Origin of the sequence: Paenibacillus sp. FSL R7-0189, from assembly GCF_037969925.1 — a bacterium.
Lineage (GTDB): Bacteria > Bacillota > Bacilli > Paenibacillales > Paenibacillaceae > Paenibacillus_AQ > Paenibacillus_AQ odorifer.
Genome location: NZ_CP150223.1, coordinates 39,323 through 55,708, shown reverse-complemented (window position 1 = coordinate 55,708; position 16,386 = coordinate 39,323). Strand labels below are relative to the sequence as shown.

At 43.6% G+C, this 16,386-nt stretch carries 10 protein-coding genes; 9 read left to right on the top strand and 1 reads right to left on the bottom strand.

What is annotated here, in order from left to right:
- Nucleotides 1–252: 252 nt before the first annotated feature.
- Nucleotides 253–3,855 (top strand): M14 family metallopeptidase, encoded by a 3,603-nt coding sequence (locus tag MKY63_RS00235; RefSeq protein ID WP_052096929.1) that lies wholly within the window; start codon nt 253–255, stop codon nt 3,853–3,855.
- Nucleotides 3,856–3,925: 70 nt separating this feature from the next.
- On the opposite strand, the gene MKY63_RS00230 is transcribed toward MKY63_RS00235, so the two are convergent.
- Entirely contained in the window at nt 3,926–5,803 is a 1,878-nt protein-coding gene (locus MKY63_RS00230; RefSeq protein WP_076098477.1) for an LTA synthase family protein, read from the bottom strand.
- A gap of 304 nt (nt 5,804–6,107) precedes the next feature.
- Between MKY63_RS00230 and MKY63_RS00225 the strand changes: the two genes are divergently transcribed.
- From MKY63_RS00225 to MKY63_RS00190, 8 genes are all read left to right on the top strand, one after another.
- Nucleotides 6,108–7,079, top strand: coding sequence for a DUF4830 domain-containing protein (locus tag MKY63_RS00225; protein WP_036679308.1), 972 nt, complete (start codon nt 6,108–6,110; stop codon nt 7,077–7,079).
- A gap of 43 nt (nt 7,080–7,122) precedes the next feature.
- The gene (locus tag MKY63_RS00220; RefSeq protein ID WP_339811044.1) at nt 7,123–8,613 is read left to right on the top strand and encodes a stalk domain-containing protein; all 1,491 of its coding nucleotides are present in this window, start codon (nt 7,123–7,125) and stop codon (nt 8,611–8,613) included.
- 658 nt (nt 8,614–9,271) lie between these two features.
- The gene (locus MKY63_RS00215) at nt 9,272–10,471 is read left to right on the top strand and encodes a saccharopine dehydrogenase family protein (RefSeq protein WP_036679313.1); all 1,200 of its coding nucleotides are present in this window, start codon (nt 9,272–9,274) and stop codon (nt 10,469–10,471) included.
- Between the two features lie 10 nt (nt 10,472–10,481).
- Nucleotides 10,482–11,618, top strand: a complete 1,137-nt coding sequence (gene nspC / locus MKY63_RS00210; RefSeq protein ID WP_036679316.1) for a carboxynorspermidine decarboxylase — start codon at nt 10,482–10,484, stop codon at nt 11,616–11,618.
- A gap of 495 nt (nt 11,619–12,113) precedes the next feature.
- Nucleotides 12,114–12,737, top strand: coding sequence for a deoxynucleoside kinase (locus tag MKY63_RS00205; protein WP_036679318.1), 624 nt, complete (start codon nt 12,114–12,116; stop codon nt 12,735–12,737).
- Nucleotides 12,734–13,387, top strand: coding sequence for a deoxynucleoside kinase (locus MKY63_RS00200; protein ID WP_036679320.1), 654 nt, complete (start codon nt 12,734–12,736; stop codon nt 13,385–13,387). Before MKY63_RS00205 ends, MKY63_RS00200 begins: the two co-directional genes overlap by 4 nt.
- Before the next feature lie 282 nt (nt 13,388–13,669).
- Nucleotides 13,670–14,845, top strand: coding sequence for a collagen-like protein (locus tag MKY63_RS00195; protein ID WP_339811040.1), 1,176 nt, complete (start codon nt 13,670–13,672; stop codon nt 14,843–14,845).
- 259 nt (nt 14,846–15,104) lie between these two features.
- Nucleotides 15,105–16,286: a MalY/PatB family protein gene (locus MKY63_RS00190; RefSeq protein WP_036679326.1), complete on the top strand. Its 1,182-nt coding sequence runs from the start codon at nt 15,105–15,107 to the stop codon at nt 16,284–16,286.
- The last annotated feature ends 100 nt before the right edge of the window (nt 16,287–16,386 follow it).

The window sequence follows — 16,386 nt, the reverse complement described above, 5'->3', positions numbered from 1 at the left end:
ATATCGAACGGTACGTACGGTGGTGTGAGAGGTCGGGGGCTAGCCGCCCCCTCCTACTCGATTGCGGTAGTGTAGGACTCTTGCACAAAATGAATACGCTTACCTAGGCAAGTCGTATAAAAATATTATTTTTTCTATTATTTTTGTTCCCAAAATTAATAGAATACTATATTATGTTATGAATACAGATTCATATAAGTGTATATTCATTCAATTTGGGGTGAAAGTAGACAAAATTATAGGAGGTAAAAAATGTCCAAGAGAATACTATCTTTATTACTAGCTTTTACACTTATGATGTCGGGTCTGCTTCCAGCTGCATATGCAGGTGAAGTTGCAACCGAAATTAACCCGCAGGCGGTTGTTGCTCCGGTTTCTACGGAGAACACAGCTGATCCAGCGGTGCTTTCTTCAGAACAAACTACGGTAGCGACTGCTGTCTATGAACAAATAGCGGCGACAGTTTCCACAGAAGTATACAAAGCTTCTATGACGGAAGCTAGAACATTAGAATTGACTTTAGATCTTCCTGATGGGGCATCGCCTCAAGATATCATCTGGAATTTTGGCAGAACGGCGGAAGAGATGAAGCCGCTGGCAGAGTGGAAAAAATGGAATAAAGATGCGAAAGATTATTCAGGTAATCCTTTCGTAACAGTGACATATGAGCCGATCTCAGGTTCAAAAGTAAAGGCTTTAATTCATTTTGATTTGCTGTACGGAGAGAATCTCTCACTAACGGGTATACGTGCAGAGTACGTCAAACGAGTGGGAATTTATAATCTAATCGGGACATTACCTGCTGGAGATGTGCTGGTAGAGCAGCAAGTCAAACTAAATCCATATGAAACCTATCATACATATGATGAGATTAAACCTGCGATCGATAGGATTACTGCTGAAAGCAATAATAAATATGATCGATATGTAGAGTATCAGCAAATTGGGACCTCAACTCAAGGTCGTGCCATTCATTTCTCTATTGTTGCTAAGGATAAGTCCTCAGTAGATCAATATTTGAACGAGACCTTACCGCTTATGATGAATGATCCTGAAGCCCTGCAAAAGAAAATTAACGACGGGGATCTGCAGAATTATAAGGTACCTATTTGGTTAAATAACATTCATGCCGATGAAGCCAATGGTGTCGATGTAATCATTAAGTTTTTGGATACGCTGATGACACAGCAAATTGTCACCTATGATACCACTGATGAGAATGGAAATCCGAAAAAGGTAGTTCTGAACATCGACGAAGCGCTTGACCATGTGATTTTCCTGCTTGATTATGTAGAGAATCCTGACGGTCGCGCGTTAAACACGCGTCAAACTTCAACGCTGCTTGATCCAAATCGGGACAACTCTTACCAGACCCAACCTGAGACACAAGCGGTAACTGCACAAATTGCTAAGTGGACGCCGCTTACCTTTTTGGACATGCATGGATTTGTAAGTGGCTTCTTGATTGAGCCTTGCACACCACCTCATGATCCTAACATTGAATATGATCTTGTAATGCCAAGTATGCTTGAGCAAGCAAATGCCATGGGTAAGGCGGGGATTGCTAATACAAAATATGATTCCTACCATATCCCTTATGAAGAATACGAAAAAACACAACAGGATCCGAACTATAAAGGAACGAATGCAACAGGTTGGGATGATGCTTCGCCAGCCTACACAGCTGTATATGCCATGCATCAAGGAGCACTTGGGCATACCATTGAAGTGCCTGAATTGAATGAAGATTCACTGGATGCCTTTTATTATGCGGCTTTGGGGGCCACCGATTATGTGATCAACAACAAGCAGGAACTGTTCCTGAATCAATTGGAAATCTTCAAACGGGGTATCCAAAATGAGAATACTAATGCTGCTGTTAAAGATTATCTAATCAATGCACAGAATGAGTCTATTGGACGTCCAGGGGTAGATGAGAATACGAATTTCTTCCCTGAGTATTACATTCTTCCGGTTGCAAAAGATTTGCAAAAAAATGATCTGGAAACCTACAAAATGGTTCAGTACCTACTGCGTAACAATGTGAAAGTAGAACGGACAACAGCCAGTGTAACTGTAGATTCTGTAGTCTATCCGGCTGGAACCTATGTGGTGAATATGCATCAAGCCAAAAGAGGTTATGCGAATCTTGTCTTGTATGATGGACTAGATGTCTCGGATTTTAATGAGATGTATTCCGATACGGTACAGAATTTCTCGGCTATGCGTGGTTTTGACCGATATATTAGCCGTTCTGTAGGAGCATTCACTGGGAAGACAGAAGAGGTTAGCGGTGTAACGATCCCTAGTACGAATCTGGATCAATCTCCGTTCGAGCAAAATTATGTGATTAAAAACAGCAACAATGATGCGATAAAAGCTGTGAATGAGCTGCTAGCCAACCATAAGGCAGTGACACTGCTGGAGAATGGGGGTACAGGTTACGAGAAGGGAAGTTTCCTTGTTTCCAGATCCAATCTTAGAACGGTATCGTCTAAATATCTGCTGGATATTGTGCCGTTTAGTGCTGCAGAGAACAGAACGGGTAAATTGCTTAAGGCTCCTAAGGTAGCTATTGCAGGAGCGACTGCATTTATGCTGAAGGATCTTGGGTTTAACGTAACTACGGATACAGTGGCAGCAGATGTTCTAATCAATTCGGGAACGAATCTGATTGCTACAGGTAAACCGTTTATCGGTTATGGAAGAACGATGCTAAAAACTGTTAAAGGGCTTAAGGTCCTCCCTGGACTGGACTATTCAACTCCGGTCAATAAGGATGGTAAAGAAGATGCTCATGAGGGATTGTTTAAGGCTGAGGTCTCTCAGGACAATGTAATTACAGCGCCTTATGCCGATAGCGAATACCTCTACACAGTTTCCGCGGCTTATATTACAAAAGTGCCTGAAGGCGCAGAGATCTTGGCGAAATACGGATCAGGAGCTGACTTTTTCAAAGCAGGCTGGTGGCCGAATAACGAGGCTGCACAAGACCAAGTATTGGCGCTTACTTACAATACAGACAACATCCATGTGACGTTATTTGCGAATGATCTGATGAATAAATATCATCCGCAAAATCAATTCAGATTGCTTGCCAATTCAATCTATGCTGCTGCTCCAGCGGCGACTAAAGAGGATGGTATGGATAACGGGGTGAATGAACCAGAGCCAACAACACCTTCGACACCGTGGCAGCCATCTGTAACATCAACACCTGCACCGACCGTGCAGCCGTCTGCAACACCAACGCCAGCTCCAACTCCAACTGTGCAGCCGTCTGCAACACCAAACCCAATAGGTTCTAACTTCACGGATCTAGGTAAGGTGGCGTGGGCAGTATCGGCAATTCAAGAGCTGGCGGCAAAAGGGATCCTGCAAGGAGTGAGCGATAATTCCTTTGCTCCGCTTAAAGAGGTGACGCGTGCCGAGTTTATTACCATGATCGTGCGAGCTTTTGATCTGCTTGATGTGAAATCAACCGCTGCCTTCAGTGACGTGAAAGCTTCTGACTGGTCTTACGGATACATTGCATCCGGGGTCAAGAACGGATTGATTAACGGTGTAGGCAATGGAAGGTTTGATCCTAACCGTGCGATTACACGCGAGGAAATGGCAATCATTGTATCCAATGCACTTAAGAAATTTAAAGGCAAGTCGGTAAGTGATACAAATGCCGCTTTGGCTAACTTTAAAGACCAGGCAACAATCGCTGCTTACGGTAAAGAAGCGGTGGCATTACTAACTCAGGAAGGTATTGTGCAAGGTCTGACTGCGGATACCTTCGGTCCTAAAAACATTGCCAACCGTGCTCAAGCAGCAGTGATTATTGATAGGATGTTGAAGCTTAATTAAGTTTTAGATACTTATAAAATAATACAAGAATGCCCCTCAGCTATTTGGCTGAGGGGCATTCTTTTTATAGTTACTCTGCATTATCCGTAGATGGTAAATCCGGCAGTTGTTGAATGTAGCTGTTAGACATATTTAGAAGCCGCTGAACGGCGTCAAATTGTTCTTTTGTCGAACCGCCCTCTGTTTCAGAGCCATCGATTAGATTAAAGTTGTCTCCATCATCGTAATCGACACCAGTCAAATACATGCTTGTGTCATTAATGAAAGAGCCGGTAGGCAAAAAGTGTCTGACAGGGAGCATGTTGGTCTGTTGGTTCATCAGATCTTCTCCGAAGTAGAGCTGATCTTTCATTGAAATCCCTAACAGGTTAGCTACAGTTGGCATAATGTCGATCTGGCCGCCAGTTTGGCTGTAGACCGTAGGTTGACCTACCCCTGGCGCATGTACGATGAAAGGAACGTTGAACATATCGGTATAACTATATTCGTGACCGACCATTTCTTCCATTAACGATTTCTCGTTGCCATCAAGGGAATATAGCGATACACCCTGATGGTCCCCGTAAAAGACAATGACGCTATCATCCCATAGACCACTGGACTTTAATTGATCCAGAAATTGTCCCATTGCATAATCTGCGTAATTTTGAGCTAGAATATAGTTGCCAACTAGGGTACCTTCATACCGTTTAGGCAGCGTCATTTTATTTTTTGACTCTGGCATTTTATAAGGGTGATGAGCACTCATAGAAATGACCATTGCATAAAAAGGATCATCTTTAGCATCCATTTTGACTAATTCAGGCACAGTCTTGGCATAGAGTACCTCATCAGAAGCACCGAATGCGATATGATCACCATCCCCATAGAACGCTTGATCGTAATACTTATCAAAGTCTAGGACTTTGTATAGAGTTTTGCGGTTCCAGAATTCTACGCTATTGGTGTGAAAGGTTGCTGTATTATATCCATTAGCTTTCATCAGCTTAGGCAGGCTCGGAAGCGCCTTATCCATATAATTGGATGAAGTGGCTACCTCGTGATGAGGAACGTACAACGAAGTATTCACCACAAATTCAGCATCCGAAGTTGTTCCTTGCCCGGCATTAGTATAGAAGTTATTGAAATAATGTTCGCTTTTCAAAAGCTTATTTAGATTGGGTGTTACTTCCTGTCCGTCAATGCTCAGGTCCAGCAAAAAGTTCTGAAAAGATTCCATTTGTACCACGATTAGATTTTTACCTTGAGCTGCCGCCCAGTACTTCGGTGAGACAGGCTCTGTAATTCCTTTGGTCTCGTTAATGGATGGTTGCGTGATTTCTTTGCTGTCGATTATTTCTTCTGTTTCCCTTGTATCGGCAAAAATAGTATAGACCTCGTAATTAAGAATCCCCATACTCTCCGCTTTTTTGTTCTCGTTCATACTGGCATGATTCGGCCAAACATTAAAGACACAAACTGCTAAGGAAACACTGATGATCCCAAACAAAGCGGTCCGGTTCATGCGGCGGTTCATACCTCTTTCTTTCCAGATCGCAATATATTTCGGACGGAACATAAAAAACATGAACACTACAATATCCACAAAAATGAACAAATAGTAAGGGTCCAGCAACGAGTATGTGCTTTCTCCCACCTTAGTTACTTTATCTGCTTGTTCCAAGGCATGATAAGTAGCAATTACACCGTAATATTTGTAATACATTAGGACGGCGAAATATATGACTGAAATCAATAGGTTGGCTATCATGTAATACAGAAATTTTCGTTTGGAAGCCATCCATTCAATAAGTCCAAATACGATAAAGAAAAATGGGATCTCTGTCAGCAGCATGCTCCAGTTAGGACCGTCGCTAAAAACTACGAACCAGGCCACTGCGCATTTTAGCAGCAGGACGAAGCTAAAGACTAGGAAGGGTTTGTTTTTTATATCAAAATCTTTTTTCACTCGTTATCATCCTCTCTGATGCAATTACACCAAGGTCCTGCATATACCTGTATTTCATGGAAATCCGTTGCAATATGCCGAAGCTTATTATGCTCCCGAAGTTATCAAGTGTCAAAAGGTGGACGAGAGTCCTAGAGTGAAGCAACAAGCGATTTATGCCGCATAAGCAGGTAAAATCAACGCCAATCCCAAACTACAGGGTCCTATGCGTATAAAATGATTTTAATAATTTCCAGTTTCCCGCAACTTTGTATAATATTCCTCAGTCTAAATATAGAGGAGTGATTAGAGAGGCGGGAATTAGATGACCCAGCGGCAGTTCATAACGATGGTAACGATTTGTTTTCTTGTGCTCTTAAATTCAGGTTGTAATCAAGGGGAGAACTCCATTGGTGTGGAGCCTTCTGGCTCTATAGCTTCAACGTCTGTACCACAGGTTCCCGAAGACTTTTTGCTAACACTGGATTATAAAGTTCAGAACCATCCGGATACATTTGCAGTTGAGGTACCACAGAACTGGGAGGTTAAGCTGGGGGAGTATCCAGTGGGACTTTACTGGCGATTAGCGAATGAGTTCTCTAAAGATGCCGGATTGGATTTGACCCTCCTGAAGGGTGCCACGGTAGAGGTACAGCGGTATTCCTTAGTCGATGGTTTACCTGGTTCTGGCGAACAAAAAGAATTTTCTTATCCCTCGAATCTCGTTTTGCTTGTGCAATCAGGGAATACCGTTGGTGCGTGGCTGGAATTTAATATTCAAAGTATCGGCCCGTCTATTAAGAAGCGTAGCTTGACCGACATTACAGGACTTACATTTGAGGAGTGGACGGAGAGAGAAGGTTTGTTTGATGAGGAAGGTGAGAATGGTGACTTAGCCTCATTAGACCATTTCGAGCTGCTGGATGCTTTTTTTCAGGCTATTCAGGACGGTAATCATACCCGTGCCCGCGCATGTTTGAATCCTAATGCCTTACTCACTGCATTGACGGTTAACCGTCAAGCACATCAACTCTATAACCCGGGTTTTGGTGGTGAAAATGCTCTCAGTGAAAGTATTGTTGAGGCTAAGCCTACCTCTTATAAAGTGATGGATTATGATACTGGCTCTGAAATCAAAGACATCGGCGATCGCACAACGTTAAATATTGTGGTCGATCTGTATATGAAATCACTAAATCCTGTCTTTAATACCCCAGATGGCCGGGAAACTCGCTTTGCAGTGTTGACCAAACACGCTAACGGCTGGAAGATTGGAGGTTTTGGGACGGGACCGTGAGTTGTTGCGTTATCTATTTTTTAATAAAAAGGAGTGATCTCAAGTGTTTAAACAAAGCTTGATGTCAAAAGTGCAGGTAAGTCGGATTTGTAGAGTTGTTGTCGGGACTGTTCTTAGCTTGGCTATGGTCTCACCCTTAGTGGCAGCAGCAGATAATGTGAATTCACCTGAAGAAAAGAAATTATTGTCTGGCATCACCCAACTGGACGCTGGTGACAGAAGTGCGTATGCCGTCACTGCGGATGGAACAGCCTGGGCGTGGGGTGGTGGGTACGGCTCTATTGGTAATGGGGCGACCACACCAGCGTATACTCCCGTCAAAATGCATATCGATCATGTAAAGCAAATCTCAGGTGGTTATCGCCATAACTTGATGTTGAAGGACGATGGAACAGTGTGGGCAGTAGGGGGGAACGAGCATGGACAACTTGGCATTGGAACACAGTCCTCTAAGATTCTTGTAGAGCCTGTTCAAGTGCAAGGGCTAACAGATGTGAAAGCTGTTTCTGCGGGGGGCACCTTTAGCTTAGCTCTTCTTAAAGATGGAACGGTCTGGGCATGGGGAGGCAATGAACAAGGTGAACTCGGTGACGATTCGCGGAAAAACAAGCTAACCCCGGTGCAGGTAAAGGGACTACCCTCTGTCCTGTCTATAGCAGCGGGATCGAATAATTCAGTGGCGCTTGGTAATGGTGGAGAGGTATGGGTGTGGGGATCGCAGCAACCGCTGGGAACGCAAAAAGGCGTAATCTTAAAGCCTACGCTTATTAAAGGAAGCGGAGAATATAGAGCGGTTGATATGGACGGAGCCTATGGGCTCTATGGGGCAGCATTGAGATGGGATGGTACAGTATGGATTTGGAATAATTACATAGATCCATATCTGGGAGAAACTCTAAAGCCTGTTCAGGTTCCAGGGCTTTCAGGCGTCATTTCGCTGACAACAGATTCCGCGGTGAAGGCGGATGGGACCGTGTGGCAGTGGACGGTTGGCGATAAGAACAAGATTAATGTTACACAGTCAAAGGGTATTCAGAATGCAGTTTCCATTTCTAAAGGGAGCAGAAATCATTATGTACTCTTAAAAGATGGTCATGTCCTTGCCTGGGGAGCAAATGAATTTGGGCAGACGGGTCTGGGGGTCAGAGAGATCGAGGTGAATACGCCTCAGCTCGTGAAGAAATCTATTCAAGTATTGTTGAATGGGAATGAAATGGAACTGACTATGCCGCCACTACTAATTAATAATTCGACATATGTTCCTTTAAGAGGAGTCTTCGAGCAGATGGGAGTTAATGTTCGTTGGGATGTTCCATCGAGAGCTGTGGTCGCTGTAAAGGGATCTACAACTCTGATCTTGAATTCGGTAACTGGACAAACGACTGTTAATGGAAAGGTAATAGCAACAGATCAAAAACCGGTCTTCATTAATGATAGCGTTTATGTACCCCTCAGATTGATAAGCGAAATGTTGGGGGCGCAGGTAGAATGGGATGCAGATGCTTATGCAGTTCGAATAAATTCCAATAAATAAGCTGACTATTTATTAGAAGCTTTAGGCTGAATTCTCCTTCTGGAGAGTTCAGCTTTTTGCGTGGAGCGCAGAAGATTTAGAGGGAAATGCAATAACGGTAAACAAAGCGTATGCGATTTTGAAGAATGTGTGCGGGAATCTTTTCGAGGATTCTTTATACGGATGATGATGAATATTGGAAAAATGGGACAACTTATAATTATCCCAATGATCGTTCAATTCTGGTCACGAAACGGATGGGCATAGCAACAACGATTAATATTGCGACAAAAACGGGTAAGAGTATATATTACGGCCTCTTTGTATTTGTTGCAGTGCTGTTGATCGGAATGGGTGGGAACTGTACGTCTTTACGCGGAGTTGAAAGGATGGTGAGGTTTTTCATTGATTTTAAAATAAATCGTATGAAGTATAACCCTCTTGTGATAGAATAATCTAGTTGCTCTAGTTTCTGAAAATCCACTCTGTTCCAGCAAAACACCTGATCTATACACGTGGATAATCGAGGAAATATGAGCATTTAAGAGTATTAACAAGATTTATTAGAGATTTTACACAAAACACATCATTTTTTGTCGGTTTTTATTGATTTATTCAAAAATATTATGTATAATCAGCCTTGTTGATTTTGCAAATGGAATTTTAGGAGGTTTTTATTTTGGGAAAAGCGTTAATTATTGGCGCTGGCGGCGTAGCAAGTGTTGTTGTTCATAAATGCTGCCAGAACCCGGATGTATTTGAAGAGATCTGCATTGCCAGCAGAACTGTCGCGAAATGTGACGCTCTGAAAGATAAATTAGCCGGAGGCCGCACGAAGATTTCTACTGCTCAGCTCGATGCAGATAACACGGACGAAGTCATTGAACTGATCAAGAGCTTTGAGCCGGATGTCGTTATTAATGTCGCTCTCCCATATCAGGACCTGACGATCATGGATGCGTGCCTGGCAACAGGAGTGCACTATGTGGATACTGCCAATTATGAACCACAAGATACAGCGAAATTCGAATATTCCTGGCAGTGGGCTTACAAAGAAAGATTTGAGAAAGCTGGCCTTACCGCTTTGCTCGGCAGTGGATTTGACCCAGGTGTAACTGGCGTGTTCACGGCTTACGCGCAAAAACACTATTTTGACGAGATCCATACCATTGATATTGTAGACGCCAACGCTGGCGATCATGGATATCCATTCGCTACAAACTTTAATCCTGAAATCAATATTCGTGAAATTACAGCGAATGGCCGTTATTTCGAGAATGGCGAGTGGATTGAAACCGCACCACTTTCTGAGAAGAAAGTTTACGATCTTCCGGAAATCGGACCTAAAGATATTTATCTTTTGTACCATGAAGAGTTGGAATCCTTGGCTGTTAATATCAAGGGCGTGAAGAAGATCCGTTTCTGGATGACTTTCTCGCAGAACTACCTGACTCACTTGAAAGTGCTTGAGAATGTGGGTATGACTTCTATCGAGCCTATCATGTACGAAGGCAAAGAGATCGTTCCTTTGCAATTCTTGAAGGCAATGCTGCCTGACCCGGCTTCCCTGGGACCAAGAACAAAAGGTAAAACTAACATTGGATGTATCATCCAAGGTACTAAAGACGGTAAGCCAAAAACTTATTATGTATACAACGTTTGCGATCATGAAGAATGTTATGCAGAGGTTGGCTCCCAAGCCATTTCCTATACTACAGGCGTTCCTGCAATGATCGGGGCAATGTTAATTATAAAAGGAATCTGGAAGAAACCAGGCGTGTACAACGTAGAAGAGTTCGATCCAGATCCATTCATGGAAGCTTTGAATAAACATGGTCTGCCTTGGCAAGAAGATTTCTCGCCAACGCTGCTAGACTAAGGCGCGATTGATGGATATTGATATCAGCGTTGTCCCGTCACCATGTTACCTTGTAGATGAAAGATTGCTTACCCGCAATCTTGAGATTATGAATTCTGTACAAGAACGTACAGGAGCTAAGATTTTGCTCGCGCAAAAAGGCTTCTCAATGCACTCCTTGTATCCGCTAGTTGGCAAGTACTTGCATGGCGTAACTTCCAGCTCCTTATTCGAAGCCAGACTTGGCTATGAAAAAATGGGCAAAGAGGTTCATGTCTACGCACCAGCTTATGTGGAAAGTGAATTCGATGAGCTTCTTGAATACTCGGATCACATTGTGTTCAATTCTTTTGACCAGTGGAATCGATTCAAGGATCGTGTGAAAAATGCACCGAAGCATATCAGCTGCGGCATTCGGGTGAATCCGGAGTATTCCGAGATCGAAGTTCCGCTGTATGATCCATGCTACAATTATTCCAGAATGGGAGTAACTCTCCCTAACTTTAGACCTGAAGAGCTTGAGGGAATTGATGGATTACATTTCCATACCATGTGCGAACAAAATTCAGACACACTGGAGCGTACGCTCAAGGTAGTCGAAGAGAAGTTCGGACCTTATCTCAAAGGGATGAAATGGCTTAATTTTGGTGGCGGTCATCATATTACACGTCCCGATTATGATCTGGAGACCCTTGTCCGCTGCATTCTGCATATGAAAGAGACTTACGGTGTGGAAATCTATCTGGAGCCAGGTGAGGCCGTTGCGCTTAATACTGGATATTTGGTAGCTACCGTTCTGGATGTTATGCATAACGGAATGGACATTGCGATTCTCGATACTTCGGCTGAATGCCACATGCCAGATGTACTGGCTATGCCATACCGTCCGAACATTATCGATGCTGGACAACCTGGGGAATATCCTTATACGTACAGATTAGGTGGAATGACTTGCCTAGCCGGAGATGTTATTGGAGATTATTCCTTCAAGGAGCCTTTGAAATACGGCGATAGACTCGTATTCCTAGATATGGCGCATTATTCTATGGTGAAGAACCATATGTTTAACGGCGTGAATCTGCCAGCTATCGTCAGCTACAATGACGAAGAGGGAATTAAAGTAATCAAACAGTTCGCTTTCGAAGATTTCAGCGGACGTTTATCTTAATAGAATGATCTAAAAAGGTGTCCCTTCAGGGACACCTTTTTTGCTGTGGTTCCAGTCCTTTGAATGCGCGATGACATCTAGGAAAAGAGGAGTGATCCTAAAGGACCGTATGGCAACTATTGTTGTTTATTAGCTCATTTAGCTAAGGTTATGGACTGTATAGCTCTTATTGGTCGGATAGTGACTATTATTAGGGCGCATTTGGTAGAATAGCTGCAACTGAGTCCGATTGTATGCTGAAACAGCCGATTTTTCGGAAATAGAGTCTCCTCGGTCCGATTCATCCTCGTGGGGAGAAGATAGATGTCGAACCGATTTTTCAGAGGAATAACTCTCTTATATATGCGTTTATCTTACAGTTGGACACTTGTATTACTGGAAAAGTTTCTTCATAATTAGCCGCTCACAAGTAAGGTCTCATGTGATACAATAATTTAGTCTGTTTTTTAAAATTAGTTATTGAAGGGTCCGTATCTGAGGAGGAAGTCAGCATCAATGGAACATGCACCGTTTATTGCAGTGGAAGGCCCGATCGGGGCTGGAAAAACAACATTAGCTTCGATGCTTGCAGAGGAATTAAACTTACCGATTATTAAGGAGATTGTGGATGAGAATCCGTTTCTGGCTAAATTTTATCAGAACATGGATGACTGGAGCTTTCAACTGGAGATGTTTTTTCTCTGTAATCGGTACAAGCAGCTTGAAGATACAGTAACTCAGTACATAGATAAAGGTAAACCGGTGATCTCGGATTATCATATTTATAAGAACCTTATCTTTGGGGAACGAACGCTGAAGGGAACGAAACGAGAAAAGTATCGACAAATCTATCATGTGCTGACGGATGACCTGCCGAAGCCAAATATTATTCTCTATATAAAAGCAGATCTCGATACCTTGTTAAAAAGAATCGCCAAACGCGGACGCCCTTTTGAAGGGGATATGGATACTGCGTATTTGCAGCAATTGATAGAAGATTATGATGATGCGATGGGCTCTCTAGCGATTCAAGAGCCGTCTACCGTTATTATTACCATAGATGGAAATGCAGTCGATTTCGTGGAGAACCCAGAACACTTCGTCGAAATTGCCTCTCACATAAAGGAGCTAATGAAATGAATCCATATAACATCCCAGCTAACGCCATAATTACCGTGGCAGGAACCGTGGGGGTGGGGAAATCCACTTTAACAGGTGCTTTGGCTAAAAGGTTAGATTTTCAAACCTCGCTGGAGCAAGTTGATCATAATCCTTATCTTGAAAAGTTCTATCATGATTTTGAGAGATGGAGTTTTCATCTACAGATTTATTTCCTAGCCGAACGTTTTAAAGAACAGAAGAAAATGTTCGAAATGGGCGGTGGTTTTGTTCAAGATCGCTCGATTTATGAGGACACTGGTATTTTTGCTAAAATGCATGCGGATCAAGGCACGATGTCCAAGACAGACTATGAAACCTATACAAGCTTGTATGAAGCCATGGTCATGACACCCTATTTCCCGCACCCTGATGTGCTGATTTATATTGAAGGCAGTCTTCCTTCTATTTTAGCGCGAATTAATGAACGCGGCCGCGAGATGGAAATTCAAACGGACGTATCCTACTGGGAGCATATGCATGGCAGATATTCGAAATGGATCAATGAGTTTACAGCTTGCCCAGTGCTTCGTCTGAACATTGATGATTATGACGTAAATGACTCGGCATCAATGGCGGATATTCTCACGAAGGTAGGCAACACCATTCGTAAGCCTGTTGATAAAATATAATAGTTGATGATTAGCAGCTCCCGTGGTTTGGGGGTTGTTTTTTTATGTGCTCATAAAAAAACCCAAATCTATGATTTGGGCCTAATAGGGAAGTGTCAGTTGTCCTAATCATAAAATACGAAAAGTAAATAAAAATGGTGTGGACATTGTAATGTACTTAAGGGCCACCTCCTACTTTATTAGCCCTTTTTTATGAAAATAGGTTCCAGTCTAATAGAAACTAGTTATTGGTCCATGTCTAAAATTAGTAAGATGCGTACACTGAACTATATTTATAGGGAGGTGTACGCATTGAGTTGTCCAGACGATAAAAAGTGTCATAAGAAAAAAGTCGCCACTGTATTTCCTTCGAAAAGAAAAAGAAAAGAACATCGTCGAAAAGTTATTAAGAAGATTGTAAAAGTCACTTGTCCTCCACCAGAAGTGAATGTTACTACACCGACAGTCGTTGGTGCTACAGGACCGCAAGGGCCGCAAGGAGCACAAGGACTCCAAGGAATACAAGGGGCCCAAGGCGTTCCCGGAGCTCAAGGAGCACGAGGACTCCAAGGAGCTGAAGGACCTCCAGGACCCGCCGGCGGACCTCCAGGACCCCAAGGACCTCAAGGTGAACCAGGGCCAGCGGGAGCGATTGGTCCACAGGGTGTAGCGGGACCCGTTGGTCCTCAGGGTGCCCAAGGCGTGCCGGGTGCCCAAGGAGTTGTAGGTCCTCAGGGATCGCAAGGTTTACCTGGTCCTGCAGGAGCTATAGGACCACAAGGTTTTGTAGGAGCACCGGGAGCACCGGGAGCAACAGGAGCAACAGGAGCACCAGGAGCGCCAGGAGCACCAGGAGTAGCTGGAGCAACCGGAGCACCGGGAGCGGCCGGAGCACCGGGAGCAGCAGGAGCACCGGGAGCAACCGGAGCGCCGGGAGCAGCTGGAGCACCGGGGGCAGCAGGAACCGCGGGAGCAACCGGAGCACCGGGAGCAGCAGGAGCTGCGGGAGCACCTGGAGCAGCAGGAGCAACGGGGGCAACCGGAGCACCAGGAGGTGTATTAGGTTTTGCTGATTTTTTTGCCCTAATGCCTCCTGATAATGCAGCAACTGTAGCACCGGGCACAGACGTAAGTTTTCCTCAAAACGGACCTACCAGCGGGACGACAATTGCACGAACGGGTCCTAGTTCTTTTAATTTAGCAGCAATAGGGACTTATCAGGTGTTGTTTCAGGTTAGTGTAACCGAAGCAGGACAACTCATCTTGACTCTTAATGGCGCGGATCTCGCCTATACTGTAGTTGGACGCGCAACAGGTACATCACAAATCGTAGAAATGGCTATAGTGCAAACAACGGTTATTAACACCATCCTGACCGTTCGGAATCCTGCTGGTAACTCTACTGCACTTACTATTACTCCTCTCGCTGGAGGAACAAGATCTGTTTCAGCACATCTCGTTATTACACAATTAGCGTAATAAGGTGTATTTCGTATAGATAAGTTGGTCACCTTAATATTGGTGATTTTACTTATGATTATTGTAAAGAGGAGGACGAACGAAGGTCCTCCTCTTTATTCAGAGTATTTACTATTAACATTCTATTGTTTTTCTATCGTCTAACGACTTGAAATTAATCATCTATTTATGTGAATTCTTTTGATTCTATCTTAAGATGCCATATCGCTTTCCTCATGATACAATAAAAGATAAGTTTATAAGGATGAGGTGACTTTAGTTGAAGTATGATTTCGATCGCGTAATTGACCGCCGTAATACTAGCTCTTACAAATGGGATCAATCCGAGAAGTTGTTTGGTGAGAAGGATATTATGCCGCTTTGGGTGGCAGACATGGATTTTGAAAGTCCTCCCGCAGTGAAGGAAGCCATTCTGCGCCGCGCAGAACAAGGAGTTTACGGTTACAGTGTACCTAGTGATACTTATAAAGAAGCCATCACGTCATGGTTTAAAAGACGGCATGATTGGCAGATCAAACCGGAGTGGATTTCAGATTCTCCCGGAATTGTAACTTCCTTAAGCCTCTCTGTTGAACTGTTTACTGAGCCTGGGGACGAGGTTATTTTACAATCGCCAGTTTATTATCCCTTCTATGATGTCATCCAGATGAATGACCGGAAGGTTGCCAAGAATCCGCTTATCGTCCGTAATGGGCGCTTTGAGATGGATTATGAGCAGTTGGAAGGGCTGATGTTGGGTGGAGCTAAGCTGCTGCTGTTATGCAGTCCGCATAATCCAGGCGGTAGAGTATGGGAAAGAGAAGAACTGTTGAAGCTCGGTGAACTGTGCTTGCGCCACGGAGTGACAGTTATCTCTGATGAGATCCATTGTGATTTGGCGCTTCCAGGGTATGAGCATATTCCTTTTGCATCTTTGTCTGAGGAAATTGCCAATATTACGTTAACCACACTTGCCGCGACCAAAACCTTCAATCTTCCGGGGCTTCAATCCTCTTTTATCGTGTCCTCGAATCCGGAATTGAAACGTAAATTTGATCAAAAAATGAAAGCCTTGAGCTTACATATGGCTAGTTTCTTCGCGCAAGGAGCAGTACAAGCCGCTTACAACGACGGAGAAGAATGGCTGGATGAGCTGTTACAATATGTATCAGATAATGTGGATTATACTATTAGCTATTTGTCGGAGCATTTACCACAGGTTCATGTGATGCAGCCGCAAGGAACCTACCTGTTATGGGTAGATTGCCGCGAACTGAACTTGGAAATAGACGGTCTGAAGCAGCTGATGCACAAAGAGGCTAAAGTTGCGTTTAATGAAGGTTCTGTTTTTGGAACAGAGGGCAAAGGCCATCTGCGGATCAATCTGGCTTGTCCGAGATCTACGTTAGTTGAGGCATTGGAACGCTTTTGCAAGGCAGCCGCAGCTTATACAAAGAAATAAACGGTGATTTACTGAAGCTTGATGATTCCGCTAATGGGGTCGTTAAGCTTCTTTATTTTGCAATAGGGTAAAAAGAATAATAAAATGGAGTCCATTACGA

Excerpts from the sequence above, each read along its gene's own strand:
- MKY63_RS00235 (WP_052096929.1), top strand. The coding sequence starts at position 253 with ATGTCCAAGAGAATACTATCTTTATTACTAGCTTTTACACTTATGATG.
- MKY63_RS00225 (WP_036679308.1), top strand. The coding sequence starts at position 6,108 with ATGACCCAGCGGCAGTTCATAACGATGGTAACGATTTGTTTTCTTGTG.
- nspC (WP_036679316.1), top strand. The coding sequence starts at position 10,482 with ATGGATATTGATATCAGCGTTGTCCCGTCACCATGTTACCTTGTAGAT.
- MKY63_RS00205 (WP_036679318.1), top strand. The coding sequence starts at position 12,114 with ATGGAACATGCACCGTTTATTGCAGTGGAAGGCCCGATCGGGGCTGGA.
- MKY63_RS00200 (WP_036679320.1), top strand. The coding sequence starts at position 12,734 with ATGAATCCATATAACATCCCAGCTAACGCCATAATTACCGTGGCAGGA.